The organism is Pseudomonas sp. ATCC PTA-122608, assembly GCF_001952855.1.
Taxonomy (GTDB): domain Bacteria; phylum Pseudomonadota; class Gammaproteobacteria; order Pseudomonadales; family Pseudomonadaceae; genus Aquipseudomonas.
This window is the reverse complement of record NZ_LPNO01000001.1, coordinates 520894-540274: the sequence shown is the minus strand read 5'-3', so window position 1 is coordinate 540274 and position 19381 is coordinate 520894. Positions and strand designations below refer to the sequence as shown.

The window sequence follows — 19381 nt, the reverse complement described above, 5'->3', positions numbered from 1 at the left end:
TCAGTTGTTAAAGAGCGGTTGGTTAAGATCTTTCGTCTCAACCGAGGCGCGCATTCTACAGCAGCCTCTGTTGCTGTCAAGCGGTTTTTTTAAGAAGCTTTCAAAGTTTCCTTTGTAACTTCAACCACTTGCGCTTCCGATCTCTCGTTAGCGGGAGGCGAATTCTACAGCGTTACACGCTGCTGTCAACACCTCTTTTTCTCCGCTTTCGACCGAGAAGATCGAACCGTTAATAGGGCCAAACAACACGGCCTTACTAACTCCTTCTGGGCTTCGATCATCTGAAGCAGCTCGCTGTCGAAACCTACATAACTCTCTGTTTACCAAGGAGTTTTCCGTTTCGACTGCGCCGGAAGTGGGGCGAATTATAGACTTCCAGAATCTGCCGTCAACCCTTAATTTAGGATTTCTATCAAATAGGCACTTCTGACTAAAAATCGACCAATCTCCTCCTATATAAGAGAGCCTAAACAGCCCTCTATATAAGAGAGCCTTCAGATAACTCCAGCGTCCCTAAGTGCCGACACACTCGCCGGCGTCAAACCCAGCACTTGCTGTAGCACCTGATGGGTATGCTCACCCAATAGGGGCGGTGCACTACGGTATTCAACGGGCGTCTTGGACAGCCGCATAGGGCTGGCCACCTGGGGCACCATTCCCGCCAGCGCATGAGGCAACTCCATTGCTAAGCCGCGCGCCTTCACCTGCGGATCGGCAAACACCTGCGCCAAATCATTAATCGGCCCGCAAGGCACGCCCACCCGCTCCAGCTGAGCGACCCATTCAGCAGTTGTCTTGAATACAGTCGCTTGGCGAATCAACGGGATCAGCGCCGCCCTATTGGCCACTCGCAGCTTATTAGTGGCAAACCGAGGATCATCTGCCCACTGCGGTTGCCCGGCCACCTCTGCAAACTTGCGGAACTGCCCGTCGTTACCCACTGTAAGGATGAAGTCGCCATCCGCCGTAGGAAAATCCTGATACGGCACGATATTCGGATGAGCGTTACCCAAACGCTTGGGAGAGACACCCGTCGTCAGGTAGTTCATCGCCTGATTGGCCAGACAAGCCACCTGTACATCCAGCAGCGCCATATCAATATGCTGACCGCCGCCGTCATGGTCTCGGTGAGCCATGGCAGCCAGAATCGCAACCGTCGAATAGAGCCCCGTAAGGATATCCGTCAGCGCTACACCCACCTTGACCGGCCCGGCGCCGTCTTCACCCTCCGGGCGGCCAGTCAGACTCATCAGCCCGCCAAGCCCCTGAATCATGAAGTCGTAGCCCGCCCGCGTCGCATAAGGGCCCGTCTGGCCAAAACCGGTAATCGAGCAGTAGATCAACTCCGGATTGATCTCCTTGAGCGACTCATAGTCCAGCCCATAAGCCGCCAAGCCTCCCACCTTGAAATTCTCGATCAGAATGTCGGACTTCGCCGCCAGGTCACGCACCAGCTTCTGACCCTCCGGCCGCGTGAAGTCGATGGTCACCGATTCCTTGTTGCGATTGGCCGACAGGTAATACGCCGCCTCAGTGGTGTTCTCCCCATAGGCATCCTTGAGGAAAGGCGGCCCCCAGGCACGCGTGTCGTCGCCGTTGCCCGGCCGCTCGACCTTGATCACTTCAGCGCCAAGGTCCGCCAGTATCTGCCCGGCCCAAGGGCCCGCCAGCACTCGCGACAAATCCAGTACCCGCAGGTGCGATAGCGCGCCCATGGTCGCTCTCCTATTAATAGAACGCCTGAATACCGGTTTGCGCGCGCCCAAGGATCAACGCATGCACGTCGTGAGTACCCTCATAGGTATTCACCACCTCAAGGTTGACCAGGTGGCGGGCAATACCGAACTCATCGGAGATGCCGTTACCACCGAGCATGTCCCGAGCCATCCGGGCAATGTCGAGGGACTTGCCACACGAGTTGCGCTTCATGATGGAGGTGATTTCCACAGCCGCAGTGCCTTCATCCTTCATACGGCCCAACCGAAGGCAACCTTGCAGGGCGAGGGTGATCTCAGTCTGCATGTCTGCCAGCTTCTTCTGGATCAACTGGGTAGCCGCCAATGGTCGCCCGAACTGTTGACGATCCAGGGTGTACTGGCGCGCGGTATGCCAGCAGAACTCCGCGGCACCCAGCGCGCCCCACGAGATCCCGTAGCGCGCCGAGTTAAGGCAAGTGAACGGTCCTTTCAAGCCGCGCACATCCGGGAAGATGTTTTCTTCAGGCACAAACACGTTGTCCATAACGATCTCACCGGTGATCGACGCGCGCAGCCCGACCTTGCCGTGAATCGCTGGAGCACTCAGGCCTTTCCACCCCTTTTCCAGAACGAAGCCGCGGATGTCGCCTGCATCGTCCTTGCCCCACACCACGAATACATCGGCAATCGGGCTGTTGGTGATCCACATCTTGCTGCCGGTGAGGCTGTAGCCGCCATCCACCTTACGCGCACGAGTAATCATCGCGCCCGGGTCGGAACCATGGTTAGGCTCGGTCAGACCAAAGCAGCCAATCCATTCGCCAGAGGCCAGCTTCGGCAGGTATTTCTGCTTTTGCGCTTCGGTGCCGAACTCATTGATAGGCACCATCACCAGCGAGGACTGCACACTCATCATCGAACGGTAGCCAGAGTCCACACGCTCGACCTCACGTGCGATCAGGCCATAGCTGACGTAGTTCAAGCCGCTGCCACCGTACTGCTCTGGAATCATCGCCCCCAGCAGGCCGGTCTCACCCATCTCGCGGAAGATCGCAGGGTCGGTCTTTTCATGACGGAAGGCTTCGAGCACACGCGGCGCCAGCTTGTCCTGAGCGAACTGCTCGGCACTGTCGCGCACCATGCGTTCTTCTTCGGTGAGCTGTGAATCCAGCAGCAGTGGATCGATCCAGTTGAAGCTTGCCTTACCGCCCATGAGTGAGTCCTCGCGAAGTAAATCAAAAGTCGTGCATGGAGCCTAGGCCGGGCAGGCGAAGAGGGCAAACGAGGTTTTTGCATAGCCTTGTGCTAATTTCTCACTCCGTAACATCCATAAGCGCTATAGATGCTCTTTACTTGTGAGGCTACGGTACATGCGCAGAAAGATTCCCAGCACGACAGCCCTGGTCAGTTTTGAAGCAGCAGCCCGCCACGAGAGCTTTACCAAGGCTGCGCAGGAGCTTTCAATCACCCAAGGCGCAATCTGCCGACAGATCGCCAGCCTTGAGGAGTTTTTGAGTGTCGAGCTGTTTCGACGCTCGCGCCGAGGCGTAAAACTGACAGAAGCCGGGCTTTCCTACAGCCGCCGGGTGGCTACACAGCTGGACGCGGTCGAGCGCGACACCTTGTCGGTCATGGGCCAGCAGGGCACCAACGTTATCGAACTGGCGGTGGTCCCGACCTTCGGCACCCAATGGCTGATCCCGCGCCTCAAGGACTTCCAGCGCCAACACCCCGAAGTCACCGTCAACCTCACCAACCGCACACGGCCTTTCCTGTTCGCCGATACCGAATTTGATGCCGCGATCTACTTTGGCGATGCCGACTGGTCCGGTACCGAATCCCACAAACTGATGGGAGAAAACCCACTCCCGGTGTGCAGCCCTCGCTTGCTGGGCGAGCGCACGCACTTCACCGCGCAGGAAATCGCCGAACTGCCTCTTCTGCAGCAAACCACACGACCCTACGCCTGGCGCCAGTGGTTCAACGCGCAACAGCTGGACATACCCCGCGACATGACAGGGCCGCGTTACGAGCTATTCTCCATGTTGTCCCAGGCAGCCATACACGACATGGGCATTGCACTGATCCCACCGTTCCTTATTCAGAGAGAACTGAGCGAAGGGCACCTGGTGGTCGCCAGCCCTCAGATATTGGCGAGCTCAAAGGCTTACTACCTGATGATTCCCGAGAGAAAAGTCGAATCTGCCTCTCTCCACGCATTCAGAGACTGGCTGATTGATCAGTCACAACGCTATAACCCCAATATCTAAAGGATAAAATCAATAAGCTGACCCTGTAGTCAAACAATACAAATACCTACATATGTATATATATGTCGCAATTTAGAAGACCGTAACTTTCATCCAAAAACAAGGCTTAAAGCCATGTTTATATTGGCCTGTAGCCATAAAGTCCCGGCGATACACAGCCATTCACATCGGCGATGGAAAAAAGCGCTGATATCAGCTGGAACCCTTTAACTGTATGTATTTTAAAGGTTTATAACCAAGCGTTGCGACAATCAGTCACAGGGTGACTTGTAGTTAATTTTTCGTCACCCGTCATAATCTCTTGAAGGCCGTAAAGTTCGCCTGCAAAATGCCGCGCCCCGCTGTGTTTCAGCGGGATCGTGCTGATCGGCCGCCCAGATGTGCCTCTTGCGGTGCACTGGCCTTTTTACAAAATCAAAGCAAAAAGATCATGCAGGAGATTTGACGTGCACATTGGTGTTCCTCTCGAAACCCAGACCGGTGAAACGCGGGTGGCTGCCACCCCGGAAACCATCAAGAAGCTGATCGGCCAGGGCCACAAGGTCACTGTGCAAAGCGGAGCAGGCGTCAATGCCAGTGTCGTCGACAGTGCCTATGAAGCGGCAGGCGCAACCATTGGCAGCGCCAGTGATGCATTCGGCGCCGAGTTGATCCTCAAGGTGGTCGCCCCCAATGACAGCGAACTGACGCTGATCAAAAGTGGCGCCGTGCTGGTGGGCATGCTCAATCCGTTCAGCAACGAAACCATCACCCGGCTGGCCGAGCATGGCGTCACAGCCTTTGCCCTTGAGGCCGCGCCGCGTACCTCCCGCGCGCAGAGCCTGGATGTGCTGTCTTCCCAAGCCAACATCGCCGGCTACAAGGCCGTGTTGCTCGCCGCCCATCACTACCCTCGCTTTATGCCAATGCTGATGACTGCCGCCGGCACAGTGAAAGCCGCCCGCGTGCTGATTCTCGGCGCAGGCGTAGCAGGACTGCAGGCGATCGCTACCGCGAAGCGTCTGGGCGCGGTCATCGAAGCGTCCGACGTGCGTCCGGCCGTAAAGGAACAGATCGAATCCCTGGGCGCCAAGTTCGTCGACGTGCCATACGAAACCGATGAAGAGCGTGAGTGCGCCGTCGGTGTTGGCGGCTACGCGCGCCCGATGCCAACAAGCTGGATGCAGCGCCAGGCCCTGGCCGTGCATGAGCGCGCCAAGCAAGCCGACATCGTCATCACCACCGCACTGATCCCGGGCCGCAAGGCACCGACCCTGCTCAGCGCCGAGACCGTCGCACAGATGAAGCCAGGCTCGGTGGTCATCGACCTCGCCGCAGCCCAAGGCGGCAACTGCCCGCTGACTGTGGCAGACCAGGTGGTCGTGGAAAACGGCGTGACCATCTGCGGCCCGACCAACCTGGCAGGCGCCGTCGCAGCCGACGCCTCGGCGCTGTACGCACGTAACCTGCTGGACTTCCTGAAGCTGGTCTTCACCAAGGAAGGGCAGTTTGAAATCAACCTCGAAGACGACATCGTCGCCGCGTGCCTGATGTGCCGCGACGGCCAAGTCATCCGCAAAAACGCCTAAGCAGGGATTCAGACGATGGAAGAGCTTATCTCCCCCGGTATCTACAACCTGATCATCTTCGTGCTGGCAATTTATGTCGGTTATCACGTGGTCTGGAACGTCACCCCGGCCTTGCATACCCCGCTGATGGCCGTGACCAACGCGATTTCGGCGATCGTGATCGTTGGCGCCATGCTGGCTGCCGCGCTCACCGTGACGCCGCTGGGCAAGACCATGGGCACCCTGGCTGTGGCCCTCGCTGCGGTCAATGTGTTCGGTGGCTTCCTGGTTACCCGCAGGATGCTTGAGATGTTCAAGAAGAAAGCCCCGAAAGTAAAAGAAGAGGCGCCGAAGTAATGAGCATGAATCTGGTTACGACGCTCTACCTGGTCGCGTCGATCTGCTTTATCCAGGCCCTCAAGGGCTTGTCACACCCAACCACTTCGCGGCGCGGCAACCTGTTCGGCATGCTCGGCATGGCACTGGCGGTGCTCACGACTGTGGGCCTCATCTATAAGCTCGGCGCCGAGCTGGCAACGGCTGGCATCGGCTACGTCATCGTCGGCCTGCTGGTCGGCGGCACCGCGGGCTCGATCATGGCCAAGCGCGTGGAAATGACCAAGATGCCGGAGCTGGTGGCGTTCATGCACAGCATGATCGGCCTGGCCGCGGTGTTTATTGCCATCGCCGCAGTCGTGGAGCCGCAATCCCTGGGCATCGTGAAACACCTGGGGGATTCGATCCCCGCCGGTAACCGCCTGGAATTGTTCCTCGGTGCAGCCATCGGTGCAATTACCTTCTCCGGCTCGGTCATCGCCTTCGGCAAGCTGTCGGGCAAGTACAAGTTCCGCCTGTTCCAGGGCGCACCGGTACAGTTCAGCGGCCAGCACAAGCTGAACCTGGTGCTGGGACTGTTGACGCTGGGCCTGGGCCTGGCCTTCATGTTCACCGGCAACCTCGGCGCCTTCGCATTGATGCTGGCCCTGGCATTCGTGCTGGGCGTGCTGATCATCATCCCGATTGGCGGTGCCGACATGCCGGTGGTCGTCTCGATGCTCAACAGTTACTCCGGCTGGGCAGCAGCGGGTATCGGCTTCTCGCTGAACAACTCGATGCTGATCATCGCCGGCTCGCTGGTGGGTTCAAGCGGCGCGATCCTCTCGTACATCATGTGCAAGGCGATGAACCGCTCCTTCTTTAATGTGCTGCTCGGCGGTTTCGGCAATACGGCAGACGCCGCCGGCCCGGCCAGTTCGAAAGAAGCGCGCCCGGTGAAGTCCGGTTCGGCTGACGATGCGACCTTCCTGCTGACCAACGCCGACACCGTGATCATCGTCCCAGGCTACGGCCTGGCGGTAGCCCGGGCACAACATGCGCTGAAAGAGCTGACCGAGAAGCTGACTCACCGCGGCGTGACCGTGAAGTACGCGATCCACCCGGTTGCCGGTCGCATGCCTGGCCACATGAACGTGCTGCTGGCCGAGGCAGAAGTGCCTTACGACCAGGTGTTCGAGATGGAAGACATCAATTCCGAGTTCGGCCAGGCCGACGTGGTGCTGGTACTTGGCGCCAACGACGTGGTCAACCCGGCAGCCAAGAACGATCCCAAATCGCCCATTGCGGGCATGCCGATCCTCGAAGCGTTCAAAGCCAAGACCATCATCGTCAACAAGCGCTCTATGGCCAGCGGCTATGCCGGCCTGGACAACGAACTGTTCTACCTGGACAAGACCATGATGGTCTTCGGCGACGCCAAGAAGGTCATCGAAGACATGGTCAAGGCCGTCGAATAAACACTGCGCCAGCGCAATACCCAAAACCCTGGCCTTTAGTAGGCTGGGGTTTTTTATTACCGATAGAAAACCGACAAAAGGCTCTAAATCGCTGCCTGGCATTCGACCATGGTAGCGGGACGAAACTTTTTGAAATCACTAGACTGCGCATCTTGCTTCCGTAGCCCGAGATAACAATCCATGTACCGTGATCGTATCCGCTTGCCTTCGTTGTTGAACAAGGTCATGAGCGCGGCTGACGCTGCTGCACTGATCCAGGACGGCATGACCGTCGGCATGAGCGGCTTCACCCGCGCCGGTGAAGCCAAGGCCGTGCCGCACGCCTTGGCCGAACGCGCCAAGACATCACCGCTGAAAATCACTCTGATGACCGGCGCCAGCCTGGGCAACGACCTGGACAAGCAACTGACCGAAGCCGGCGTACTGTCGCGACGCATGCCATTCCAGGTGGACAGCACGCTGCGCAAGGCGATCAACGCCGGCGAAGTGATGTTTATCGACCAGCACCTGTCCGAAACCGTCGAGCAACTGCGCAACAATCAGCTCAAGCTGCCCGACATTGCGGTGATAGAGGCCGTGGCGATCACCGAGCAAGGCCACATTGTTCCGACCACGTCTGTGGGTAACTCCGCCAGTTTCGCGATTTTCGCCAAGCAGGTGATCGTCGAGATCAACATGGCGCATAACCCGAACCTGGAAGGTCTGCACGACATCTATATCCCGAGCTATCGCCCGACCCGTACGCCAATTCCGTTGGTGGCCGTGGACGACCGTATCGGCAGCACCGCGATCCCGATCCCGCCGGAGAAGATCGTCGCCATCGTCATCACTAACCAATCGGACTCGGCCTCCACTGTGACGCCGCCCGACAGCGACACCCAGTCGATCGCCAATCACCTGATCAACTTCCTTAAAGAAGAAGTGGACGCCGGGCGCATGACCAACAAGCTGGGTCCGCTGCAGGCCGGCATCGGCAACATCGCCAACGCGGTGATGTGTGGCCTGATCGAGTCGCCGTTCGAAGACCTGACGATGTATTCGGAAGTCCTGCAGGACTCCACGTTCGACCTGATCGACGCCGGTAAACTCAGCTTCGCCTCCGGTAGCTCGATCACGTTGTCGGAGCGTCGCAACGCCGACGTGTTCGGCAACCTGGAACGCTATAAAGAGAAGCTGGTGCTGCGGCCTCAGGAAATCTCCAACCACCCGGAAGTGGTGCGGCGCCTGGGCATCATTGGTATCAACACCGCACTGGAGTTCGACATCTACGGCAACGTCAACTCCACCCATGTCTGCGGCACGCGGATGATGAACGGGATTGGCGGCTCGGGCGACTTTGCGCGTAACGCGCACCTGGCGATCTTTGTCACCAAGTCGATCGCCAAGGCTGGCGCGATTTCCAGCGTGGTGCCGATGGTCAGCCATGTGGATCATACCGAGCATGACGTCGACATCCTCGTGACCGAGGTCGGCCTGGCGGATCTGCGGGGCCTGGCGCCGCGGGAGCGGGCTCGGGTCATCATCGACAACTGCGTGCACCCGGCGTACCGCGATGCCCTGAACACGTACTTCACCCAAGCCTGTGCTCTAGGCGGTCACACCCCGCATATCCTGCGAGAAGCCCTGAGTTGGCACATCAACCTGGAAGAAACCGGGCATATGCTGAAGGCGTGATTGATACAGATTCGGACTGATGCAAACACAGCTTCATCAGTCCGGGTTTCCAAACCCAATTTTTATAAAAAACTGTACTGCTGTACCGGTCATTTCCTACCGAAAAATCCTACCCGCACCTCAAAAATCACCTAAAACGCACCATTAAAGTGCTCATAGGTACAGTTGCCCCAATTTCGTACAGTACAGCCTCTATAAACAGTTAACTGGCCCCTCACAATACAGGTGAACTGTATCTAGAGAGTCTTGCGCCGGAGGAGGATCATTGGCATCAGTTAAACCACTACCTAATCCCGCCACAAGCGGAAGGATGTCATCATGGAACGTACACTCAGTTCCGATCTGTTCTTCGAAGAAAAAGCTGTAAACACCCAGGCTTCCCTGCCTCTGCGCGTTCTCGCCAACCTGATGTTGTGGCAGCGCCGCATCTCCAGCCGCCATCAACTGGCTCGCCTGGATTCGCGTCTGCTGGCTGACGCCGGTATCAGCGAAGCACAACGCTACGAAGAGCTGAGCAAGCCGTTCTGGCGCTAATTAGCGTCCGCTGGCCCTGACCCACCGGGTCCACCGCCAGCACTCCGAATTGTTGAAGCAAAACCCGCCCCGGGTAACCGGAGGCGGGTTTTGTGGTTTCTGGGGTTTGGATTTTCAAGGGCGAAAACAGTAGGCTCTCATACGGACAGGTACAGTTTAAAAACAATAACAATTAAGCAGTACAAATTAAGCCTTGGTGTATCTGTACCGGTAATACCTTCCGGCCCAACATGGTGTTCCAGAACCTCATGAAAGGCGCTCGTCATGACTACCCAAATTCAGCAACGCCCTCTGTTGATACGTCTACTCAAGCGCACGACCGCGGCGCTCGCCCGGTGGGGGCAACGTACCCGCACACGCAGGCTGCTGGCTCAACTGGATCCACGGGAATTGTCTGACGCGGGAATCAGTCACGGGGACCGAGCAGCAGAGCTGTCCAAATCGTTCTGGAGCGAGTAATCAGCTCGGGTGGCTATCCGAACGGATAAACGGCGGCTTAATATCCGGTTACCACGTGGCGAACCCTGTAGAACGGGCGTCTGATGCCCATGGTCTCGCTGCTCACTTAGCGGCTTTGTGCCACCTTTATTCGTTCATCCACAGGAGTCACCCCATGTCCCGTCTTCGCCTGCTGAGCACTGCAGCACTGCTGTCCCTGGCTGCCAATGCCAACGCCTCCAGCCTGATCGTGACCACGGACTCGATCGTCGGCGCACTGAAAGCCACCTCAGATGCGACCTCCGACGCCACATCCTCCCTGCGTGACAACAAAGTCGTACGTGCCGCCCGCGACGACGCCGCCAGCTTTGTCGCCAGCGAAGGCGCCATCCGTGGTGTGAAACTGGAAAGCGCCCTGGCCCAGATCCGCCAACAGGCCCCACAACTGAACATCGCGACTGACGCTCAACTGGCCCAGGCGATCCTGGCCATCTGACCGCAGGCGAGGAAGAAGGGAGCGCCAAACGCTCCCTGAAACCTTCGCGCTGGCTCTCGCACGGGCATTGCGCTAGCCTTGGCGCTCGCTTTCAGTTGTCGAGTCCCATGGCTTTTTCATACCGCCTGTTGATCGTTCCCGTAATGTTTTGCGCCTGCTGGTCCACGCAAGTTCTGGCCTTTGACCTGTCCACCCAGAGCCTCGTTGTCAGTGCATACGCCACCAGCAAAGTGACCTCCGCACCGTTCGACCATAAACTGATACTGGCCGCCCAGGATGACGCTGCCGCTTTCATTGCCACTGACGGCCAATGGCGGGGAGCCCGACTGGAGTCAGCGCTGGATTATCTGCGCCATGCCCAGCCAAAACTTAACGCCAGTGACCTTGAACTGGCGCAAGCAATTCTCGTCCAATAATCATCTTTGTATTTCGGAGTCTTTCCATGCGTAGCCCGCTGATCGCCGCCGCTCTCGGCCTGCTGTTGTTGGCCGGTGTTGCTCAGGCACAAACCCTGAAGGCCACCAGTAACATCATCGTCCGCGCCTCGGCCCGCACCATTGATTTTACCTCGGACACCACCACATCCATCCGCGACTCGAAAGTCGTACGCGAAGCCCACGACGACGCCGCCAGTTTCGTCGCCAGCGATGGCGAGATTCGTGGCGCCCAATTGGAAGCTGCTTTCGACACCCTGCGAACCCGCGTGCCAGAAGCCCGCGACGCCAGCGACCAGGTCCTCGCCGAAGCTATCCTCTCTCTGTGAGGCAAATCGCCGCCTGGCTACTGGCCGGCACGCTGCTGCTCGGCGCCAGCGCGGCTCAGGCCGACCTGCAACTACGGCTCAAGACCGATGGCTTGAGCCCTGCTCAGCAACAAGCCAGCCAGGCATTGCTGGATGAAGCGATGCAGGCGTTACCCCCGCGGTTCATCCAGCAACTGGACCGGACCATCGACGTCGGCTGGACCGACAAGATGCCCGAGAACGCCTACGGCCAGGCCTCGCTGGTGTCCGAACTGGACCTCAACAGCAACCTGCTGGACAGCCTCACCGACGGCAGCGCCGCAACCCAAAAAACCAATCGCCCCCACGGTACCGTGCGCCGGGAAATGCTCGCCACCGTGCTGCATGAACTGACCCACATTTACGACCGCGCCCGCCTGTGGCCCAGCGCCGACCGCAAGCTGGTCCAGCGCTGCAGTCGCCAGAACAACATCACTGGCCTGATCGGCCTGCCCGATCAATGCCGTGGCCAGAACGACCGCCGCTTTACCCTCAGCGATGACCCGCGCCTGTTGGACCTCGCCGGGTGGCCGCAATACGTCGGTCGCCGCGGCGAACGTGAACAGAACAACCACCAGGTCGCCCGCAGCCCGGACATCTACGAAACCACCAGCCCGCTGGAGTTCGTCGCGGTCAACATGGAGTACTTCCTCCTCGACCCGAGCTACGCCTGCCGCCGGCCTTCGCTGTACCGCTATTACAAGGAACACTTTGGCTGGGCGCCGCCGGCCAAGGACACCTGCGCCAAAACCTACGCCTTCCTGAATGCCGGCAACGACTTCGCCAAGACGCCACTGGGCCAGGTCGATCCCGAGCGGGTCTATGAAATCGACTACCTGCTGGCCGAAGCCAACCAGAACCTGGTGAGCCGCTGGGGCCACAGCATGTTGCGCCTGGTGATCTGCGCCCCAGGCCGGCCACGCGGCCCGGACTGCCGACTGGACCTGGACCAGCACCTGGTTCTGTCTTACCGCGCGTTTGTCGGGGACGTACAGCTTTCAAGCTGGGACGGACTGATCGGCAAGTACCCGTCGCGGCTGTTCGTGCTGCCGCTGTCCCAGGTCATCGACGAGTACACCAAGACCGAACTGCGTGGCCTGGCCTCGGTGCCCCTGACACTCACGCGCCAGGAGATCAACGACACCGTTGAACACGCCGCCGAAATGCACTGGAGCTATGACGGCAACTACTTCTTCATCTCCAACAACTGCGCAGTCGAAAGCCTGAAACTGCTACGCAGCGGCAGCGCCAACCCGCAACTGACCGGCCTGGACAACATCACGCCGAATGGCCTGCTGGAAGTCCTCAAGGGCCGGGGCCTGGCCGATACCAGCGTGCTGGATGACAAAAAGCGCGCACTGCGCCTCGGCTATCACTTCGATTCCTTCCGCGAGCGTTACCAGGCGATGTTCGAGGTGCTGAAAAAGCGCCTGCCGATCAAACAGGCCGAGGTGGAAGATTGGTTGTCCCTGAGCGCGGAGGAACGTCGCCCATGGTTCGCCGAAGCGGACCTGCGCGCCAGCGCGGCCTTGCTGTTGCTGGAGCAGGCGAGCTTTCGCAAGCAGCTCATGCTGGCCCAGGATGAAGTCAAACAACGCTACCTCGGCGCCCGCGAACTGAAAAACGGCGGCATGGAGAAAGCCAACGCCACCTTGCAGCAGATCCTCGCCAACAGCGGCTTCCTCAGTCGCCCGGCAGAGCTGCTGGGCACCAGCGGTTACGGCTTGCCACAGCCCACGGAATCCCAGCGCCTGGAATCGGAAAGCGCCGCGCGCCAGAAGCAATTGCAGTCGCTGACGGGCGACCTGGACAAAGAGGTGAGGGCGCTGCTGGAGCCGTCACGCGCCGCAGAGATTGCCGCGTGTGAAGCCAACCTCAAGCTGCTGGGCGAGCACTTGCGCGCCTTGCACAAGGCCTCCGGCGGATTCGAGCTGCCCTAGAGCACCTCTTCATCCTCTTCCGGCAACTGCTCATCCAGATGCAACCACGGCAATCGGCTCTCTACCCAGATATGCCGATCTGCCGGGGCGCGCTCCGGGTGATCCAGGGTCGCGATGGTCACATCGATACTCTCGGGGCTCAGGCGGGTCACCAATGCCAGGTGCGCCCCACAGTTCGAACAGAAATACCGCACACACGTCGATGACGATTCGTACTGGGCCGGCGTTCCCGCCACCCAGGCAAATGCGGAACGGGGCAGGGTGATCCAGGTGGTCACCAACCCTCCACTGACCCGCCGGCAAATCGAACAGTGGCAGTGGGCAATGTCCACCAACGCCCCGCTGAACTCATAGCGCACCCGGCCGCAGTGGCAGCCGCCTTGGTGTTGCTCATGCATGCTTTGTCTCCCACATCCTCATTTCATATAGGACCAGTCGTCACTCAACGTAGCCTGTTTCTTAAGCGAAAGCTGGCTGAAAGCTTCCGGGACTAGGATCGCCCACCACTACCGGCAACAGACCGGTTATTAACAACAACAATGGTGATTCCCGATGTCCGCTCGTACCCGCCTGTTTGCCCCAACTCCACCCGTACGCCTCGTGCTGTTCGTTCTGCGCTGACCCCAACCGGTTCGCCATTCCCTAGCCGCGCTACGCCTGGAGTATTCCTATGCTGACTTTCCTTGGCTTTGCCATGGTCATCACGTTCATGTTCCTGATCATGACCAAGCGCCTGTCCGCGCTGATTGCCCTGATCATCGTGCCGATCCTGTTCGCGCTGTTCGGCGGCTTTGCGCCGAAGATCGGCCCGATGATGCTCGAAGGCATCACCAAGCTCGCGCCGACCGGCGTGATGCTGATGTTCGCCATTCTCTACTTTGCCCTGATGATCGACTCCGGCCTGTTCGACCCGGCCGTGCGCAAAATCCTCAAGCTGGTCAAAGGCGACCCGTTGAAGGTCTCGGTCGGCACCGCCGTACTGGCGTTGGTGGTCTCGCTGGACGGTGACGGCGCCACCACCTACATGATCTGCGTGGCCGCCATGCTGCCGCTGTACAAGCGCATCGGCATGAGCCCGCGGATCATGGCCGGCCTGATCATCCTCGCCGGCGGCGTGATGAACATGACCCCGTGGGGCGGCCCGACTGCCCGTGCGGCCAGTGCGCTGCATGTAGACCCGTCGGACATTTTCGTGCCGATGATCCCGGCGATGCTGGCGGGCGTGGTTGCGATCCTGGTGATTGCCTACATGTACGGCAAACGCGAACGTGCGCGCCTCGGCGAACTGCACCTGCACGGCGACGAGATCGACCACAGCGAAATCAGCGTTTCACAGTACCCGGATGCACGCCGTCCGAAGCTGATCTGGTTCAACGGCGCGCTCACCCTGGCCCTGATGTGCACCCTGATCGCCGGCCTGCTGCCGCTGCCCGTGCTGTTCATGGTGGCCTTCAGTATCGCGATGATCGTCAACTACCCATGCCTGCAAATGCAGAAAGACCGCGTCGCCGCCCACGCCGGCAGCGTACTGGCGGTGGTCGGGTTGATCTTCGCCGCCGGTATCTTCACCGGTATTCTGTCCGGTACCGGCATGGTCGACGCCATGTCCAAGAGCCTGCTCGCAGTGATCCCTGACGCCCTCGGCCCTTACCTGGCGGTGATCACGGCGCTGGTGAGCATGCCGTTTACGTTCTTCATGTCCAACGATGCCTTCTACTACGGCGTACTGCCGGTACTGGCCGAAGCTGCCAGCCATTACGGCATCACCGCCGTGGAGATGGCCCGCGCCTCGATCGTTGGCCAACCCGTGCACTTGTTGAGCCCACTGGTTCCATCGACCTACTTGTTGGTGGCGCTAGCGGGTATCGAATTTGGCGATCACCAGCGCTTCACCCTCAAGTGGGCGGTGCTGGTATGCCTGTGCATAATGGTCGCAGCGTTGCTGATGGGGATTTTTCCGCTGTTCAGCACTCTGTAATCGTACAACTCACCGCGTCAGATCTTAAGGCTGGCGCGGTCCAAACTCGTTCAAAGGACTACACATGGAATGGCTGACCAATCCAGAAATCTGGATTGCCTTCTTCACCCTGACTGCCCTCGAAATCGTCTTGGGCATCGATAACATCATCATGATTTCGATCCTGGTCAGCCGCATGCCCAAGCACATGCAGGCCCGCACCCGGATCTTCGGCCTGGCCCTGGCCATGGTCACGCGAATCCTGTTGCTGCTGTCGATTACGTGGGTGATGCGCCTCACCGACGACCTGTTCATGGTGTTCGGCCAAGGCATTTCCGGCCGCGACCTGATCCTGTTCTTTGGTGGCCTGTTCCTGCTCTGGAAAAGCTCCCAGGAGATGTACCACGCGCTGGAAGGCGAAGACGAAACCCACGACGAACCGAAAGGTGCCGGTGGCCAGTTCATCTACACCATCATCCAGATCGCGATCATCGACATCGTGTTCTCGCTCGACTCGGTGATTACCGCCGTTGGTATGGTTTCCCACGTACCGGTGATGGTTGCCGCAATCATCGTCGCCGTACTGGTAATGATGATGGCCGCCGGCACCATCAGCGATTTCATCGACAAACACCCGTCGTTGAAAATGCTGGCGCTGTCGTTCCTGCTGGTGGTGGGTACCGTGCTGATCGCCGAGGCCTTCGACGTACACGTGCCAAAAGGCTACGTTTACTTCGCCATGGCGTTCTCCCTGGCGGTAGAAGCGGTGAACATCAAGATGCGCACTGCCATCAACAAAAAGAAGAAACAGCAGGACCCTGTGAAACTGCGCAAGGACATTCCGGGTCAATAACCTGGAACTCCTGTAGAAGCGAGCTTGCTCGCGAAGATCGCCAACGATAATGCGCGCAGTCTGATTGAACGCGTTGTCCTTGAGTGCTTCGCGAGCAAGCTCGCTCCTGCAAAGCCCCTTTTTTTCATCTGCAAAAAGCTGATTTCATGACAGTTTTGTTTCAATCCCGACTTTAGCTATGCGATGCTGGCGCAGAGCCCATTCGCCAACTACAGCTTAAGTACAAGACGTAGAAAGGCACGCGGCACTATTCACTTGCTCCGATTGGGGCACGACTCAACACAGGGGGCCCAGCATGCTGACCCTGCTCAATCTGCTTTCCGCGGTAACCCTGCTGATCTGGGGCACGCACATCGTCCGTACCGGCATCCTGCGGGTTTACGGTTCCAACCTGCGCCAGGTCATCGGGCAGAACATGTCCAAGCGTTGGCTGGCGTTTATCGCCGGCATCCTGGTAACGGCCATGGTGCAAAGCAGCAACGCCACGGCGATGCTGGTGACCTCGTTTGTCGGCCAGGGCTTGATGGGCCTGATGCCCGCCCTGGCGACCATGCTCGGTGCCGACGTCGGTACCGCGCTGATGGCCCGAGTGCTGACCTTTGACTTGTCGTGGCTGTCGCCGCTGTTGATTTTTCTCGGGGTGATTTTCTTCCTGTCGCGCAAACAGACGCGTGCCGGGCAGATGGGCCGCGTCGGAATCGGCCTCGGGCTGATCATCCTCGCACTGCAACTGATCGTCGAAGCTGCGGGCCCGATTACTCACGCGCAGGGCGTTAAAGTCCTGTTCGCCTCACTGACCGGCGATATCTTGCTCGATGCCCTGGTCGGCGCACTGTTCGCGATGATTTCCTACTCCAGCCTGGCCGCCGTCCTGCTGACCGCGACCCTGGCCGGTGCCGGCGTGATCGGCCTGCACGTGGCCATCGGCCTGGTGATCGGCGCCAACATCGGCAGCGGCGTGCTGGCCTTCCTCAGTACCAGCATGCAGAACGCCGCCGGGCGCCAGGTGGCCTTGGGCAGCCTGCTGTACAAGCTGATCGGCTTGCTGCTGATCATCCCGGTACTCGACCCGCTGGTCGGTTGGATGGACGGCCTGGACTACAGCGCCCAAGGCATGGTGATCACCTTTCACCTGCTCTATAACGTCACTCGCTGCCTGATCCTGCTGCCCACCATTGGCCCGATGTCCCGCTTGTGCGCCTGGTTGCTGCCGGAGCGCGAGGAGGTCAACGGCCTGGCCAAGCCACGCCACCTGGACCTGGCAGCACTCGCCACCCCAAGCCTTGCACTGGCCAACGCCGCCCGCGAAACCCTGCGCCTGGGCGACCTGATCGACAACATGCTGACCTCAATGCTGGAAGTGCTGCGGGGCAAGCAGACCGCCATCACCCAGGAAATGCGCAGCCTGAGCGACGATGTCGAGGCGCTTTACAGCGCGATCAAACTCTACCTCGCGCAAATGCCCCGGGAAGACCTCAGCGAGCAAGACAGCCGGCGCTGGGCCGAGATCATCGAACTGTCGATCAACCTGAAACTGGCCGGCGACCTGATCGAACGCATGCTGCGCAAGGTCCAGCAGCAAAAAACCTCCCAGCGCCGCTCGTTCTCCGAAGTCGGCCTGGAGGAGCTGGCCGGCCTGCAATCTCAGTTGATCGCCAACCTGCGCCTGGGCCTGTCGGTGTTCCTCAGCGCCGACCCGGAAAGCGCCCGGCAATTGCTGCGGGAGAAACGTCGCTTTCGCGCCCAGGAGCGTCGCCTGGCCCACGCCCACGTCAGCCGCTTGCAACGTAAAATCGTACAGAGCCTGGAGACCAGTTCCCTGCACCTGGAGCTGATTGCTGACATGAAGCGTCTCAATTCTCTGTTCTGCAGCAGCGCTTATGTGGTGCTCGAAACCACCGACACCGGCGCGCTCTCGGCGGACGATATTGCCGACATCACGCATTCGCCCTGAACGTACGACGGCGAGTGAAGTCAGTTAACAACGGACCTCATTCGCCAGGAAGCCTGTTATGCGTCGCCTGCTATTCGCCTGCCTGCTCATCGGCTCGGCCCACACCTTTGCCTTTGACCGCCTGCAAGTCGAGGGCTACACACTGCCCAACGGCCTGCAATTGCTGCTCAAACCGGGCACTGAGCGCGGCCACGTAGCCATTCGCCTGGTGGTGGGCGTGGGCCTGGATGACTTCAGTTGCGAAGACAAGGAGCTGCCGCACCTGCTGGAACACCTGCTGTTCAGCGGTATCGACGGCGGTGGCGAAGGTGAGCTGGAAGAACGCATGCAAGCCCTCGGCGGCGACTGGAACGCCTACACCAGCAACGCCGACACCACCTTCGTCATCGAGGCCCCGGCGCAAAACCAGCGCAAGGTGCTCGACCTGCTGCTGGCCATCGTCACCCGCACCGAACTGACCGACGCCAACATCAACGCCGCCAAACAAGTGGTGGAACGCGAAGACGGCGGCCATTACTCACACCTGCAACGCCTGCTGGATCGCCAGGACCTCGGCCACAAGGCCAGCAGCCAGCTTGCCGTAGAGCTGGGCCTCAAATGCGCCGAGCGGGCCGAAGTTGAGCACCTGACCCGCGACCAGTTGGAAAAGCTGCGCAAGGCCTGGTACGCCCCCAACAACATGACCCTGATCATCGTCGGCGACCTCGACAAGCTGTTGCCGGCCTACCTCGAACGCACCTACGGCGCGCTTGACCCGGTTGACCCCAGCGAACATCGCCCACTGCCGGAGATTCAACACGCCGCCGCCATCCGCCGCGATCTGATCCACGGCTGGGTCGGTGACAACGCCAAGCTGCACTGGTTATTCCCCGAGCCGGTGCTGGACGATCAGTACGATGAAACCTTCGACCTGCTCAAGGACTACCTGGACTGGGCACTGTATCGCCAACTGCGGCTGCAGCATGGTTTGTCCTACGGCCCATGGAGCGAGCGCGAAGTGCTGGGCGGCGTCGGCTTCATGAGCCTCAACGCCGACCTTGAGCGCGACGACCTGCCCGAAGCTGAGCAGGTGCTGGAAACCCTCAAGGCCCAACTGCTGCAGGACGGCCTCGACCCCGCCACCTTTGCCCGCCTGCAACAAGCCGCCATCGCCCGCCAGGCCTGGGCCGTTCAAGGCAACAGCGCGTTGGCCGACTATTACTGGAGTGCGTCGGGCGACTACGCCAAAGGGCGCTTCAGTGACCCGGCCAAGCGCATCAAGGCCGTCAGCCTGGCGCAGGCCAACCAGGCGATGCGCGAGCTGTTCAAGCAGAACGGCTACTGGCGCATCGAGAAACCTTTGTTCAGTTACGACACCCTCAACTGGATCGCCGCCGGTGCGCTGGGGCTGATTGCGCTTGTGTTACTCGGCGTGTGGCGTTATCGCAAAGGGATTGCGTAATGAAGC

At 59.6% G+C, this 19381-nt stretch carries 18 protein-coding genes; 15 read left to right on the top strand and 3 right to left on the bottom strand.

What is annotated here, in order from left to right; translation table 11 throughout:
* Nucleotides 1-494: 494 nt before the first annotated feature.
* The gene (locus tag AU074_RS02585) at nucleotides 495-1715 is read right to left on the bottom strand and encodes a CaiB/BaiF CoA-transferase family protein (protein ID WP_076013350.1); all 1221 of its coding nucleotides are present in this window, start codon (nucleotides 1713-1715) and stop codon (nucleotides 495-497) included.
* 13 nt (nucleotides 1716-1728) lie between these two features.
* Nucleotides 1729-2910: an acyl-CoA dehydrogenase gene (locus tag AU074_RS02580; protein WP_010168706.1), complete on the bottom strand. Its 1182-nt coding sequence runs from the start codon at nucleotides 2908-2910 to the stop codon at nucleotides 1729-1731.
* Between the two features lie 157 nt (nucleotides 2911-3067).
* Between AU074_RS02580 and AU074_RS02575 the strand changes: the two genes are divergently transcribed.
* The 11 genes from AU074_RS02575 (at nucleotide 3068) to AU074_RS02525 (ending at nucleotide 13170) form a co-directional block, all read left to right on the top strand.
* A complete protein-coding gene (locus AU074_RS02575; RefSeq protein WP_076013349.1) occupies nucleotides 3068-3967 on the top strand; it encodes a LysR family transcriptional regulator in 900 nt (299 codons plus the stop codon).
* Between the two features lie 446 nt (nucleotides 3968-4413).
* A complete protein-coding gene (locus tag AU074_RS02570; RefSeq protein WP_063033683.1) occupies nucleotides 4414-5535 on the top strand; it encodes a Re/Si-specific NAD(P)(+) transhydrogenase subunit alpha in 1122 nt (373 codons plus the stop codon).
* 15 nt (nucleotides 5536-5550) lie between these two features.
* The gene (locus tag AU074_RS02565; protein WP_003187417.1) at nucleotides 5551-5871 is read left to right on the top strand and encodes an NAD(P) transhydrogenase subunit alpha; all 321 of its coding nucleotides are present in this window, start codon (nucleotides 5551-5553) and stop codon (nucleotides 5869-5871) included.
* Nucleotides 5871-7307: an NAD(P)(+) transhydrogenase (Re/Si-specific) subunit beta gene (locus AU074_RS02560; RefSeq protein WP_076013348.1), complete on the top strand. Its 1437-nt coding sequence runs from the start codon at nucleotides 5871-5873 to the stop codon at nucleotides 7305-7307. The genes AU074_RS02565 and AU074_RS02560 overlap by 1 nt, the downstream gene beginning before the upstream one ends.
* Nucleotides 7308-7487: 180 nt before the next feature.
* Nucleotides 7488-8981: an acetyl-CoA hydrolase/transferase family protein gene (locus AU074_RS02555; RefSeq protein WP_076013347.1), complete on the top strand. Its 1494-nt coding sequence runs from the start codon at nucleotides 7488-7490 to the stop codon at nucleotides 8979-8981.
* Between the two features lie 318 nt (nucleotides 8982-9299).
* Nucleotides 9300-9515 carry a DUF1127 domain-containing protein gene (locus AU074_RS02550; protein ID WP_003214752.1) on the top strand — a complete coding sequence of 72 codons (216 nt, stop codon included), beginning with the start codon at nucleotides 9300-9302 and terminating at the stop codon, nucleotides 9513-9515.
* Nucleotides 9516-9779: 264 nt separating this feature from the next.
* Complete coding sequence (locus AU074_RS02545; protein WP_076013346.1) at nucleotides 9780-9974, top strand: DUF1127 domain-containing protein; 195 nt, start codon at nucleotides 9780-9782, stop codon at nucleotides 9972-9974.
* Between the two features lie 154 nt (nucleotides 9975-10128).
* A complete protein-coding gene (locus tag AU074_RS02540; protein WP_076013345.1) occupies nucleotides 10129-10449 on the top strand; it encodes a DUF2388 domain-containing protein in 321 nt (106 codons plus the stop codon).
* 107 nt (nucleotides 10450-10556) lie between these two features.
* The gene (locus AU074_RS02535; RefSeq protein ID WP_076013344.1) at nucleotides 10557-10865 is read left to right on the top strand and encodes a DUF2388 domain-containing protein; all 309 of its coding nucleotides are present in this window, start codon (nucleotides 10557-10559) and stop codon (nucleotides 10863-10865) included.
* 26 nt (nucleotides 10866-10891) lie between these two features.
* Nucleotides 10892-11212, top strand: coding sequence for a DUF2388 domain-containing protein (locus AU074_RS02530; RefSeq protein WP_076013343.1), 321 nt, complete (start codon nucleotides 10892-10894; stop codon nucleotides 11210-11212).
* Nucleotides 11209-13170, top strand: coding sequence for a DUF4105 domain-containing protein (locus AU074_RS02525; RefSeq protein WP_076013342.1), 1962 nt, complete (start codon nucleotides 11209-11211; stop codon nucleotides 13168-13170). The genes AU074_RS02530 and AU074_RS02525 overlap by 4 nt, the downstream gene beginning before the upstream one ends.
* Here the strand turns inward: AU074_RS02525 and AU074_RS02520 are convergent.
* Entirely contained in the window at nucleotides 13167-13568 is a 402-nt protein-coding gene (locus AU074_RS02520) for a GFA family protein (protein ID WP_076013341.1), read from the bottom strand. The two genes, AU074_RS02525 and AU074_RS02520, sit on opposite strands and share 4 nt — an antisense overlap.
* A gap of 272 nt (nucleotides 13569-13840) precedes the next feature.
* Here AU074_RS02520 and AU074_RS02515 point away from each other — a divergent pair, with 272 nt between their 5' ends.
* The 4 genes from AU074_RS02515 to AU074_RS02500 all read left to right on the top strand — a co-directional run bounded on the left by AU074_RS02515 (nucleotide 13841) and on the right by AU074_RS02500 (nucleotide 19375).
* Entirely contained in the window at nucleotides 13841-15148 is a 1308-nt protein-coding gene (locus AU074_RS02515) for a CitMHS family transporter (protein WP_076013340.1), read from the top strand.
* Nucleotides 15149-15212: 64 nt separating this feature from the next.
* Nucleotides 15213-15980, top strand: coding sequence for a TerC family protein (locus tag AU074_RS02510; RefSeq protein WP_076013339.1), 768 nt, complete (start codon nucleotides 15213-15215; stop codon nucleotides 15978-15980).
* A gap of 295 nt (nucleotides 15981-16275) precedes the next feature.
* On the top strand, nucleotides 16276-17934 hold the full coding sequence (locus tag AU074_RS02505) for a Na/Pi cotransporter family protein (RefSeq protein WP_076013338.1): 1659 nt from the start codon (nucleotides 16276-16278) through the stop codon (nucleotides 17932-17934).
* A gap of 58 nt (nucleotides 17935-17992) precedes the next feature.
* Entirely contained in the window at nucleotides 17993-19375 is a 1383-nt protein-coding gene (locus AU074_RS02500) for a pitrilysin family protein (protein WP_076013337.1), read from the top strand.
* The last annotated feature ends 6 nt before the right edge of the window (nucleotides 19376-19381 follow it).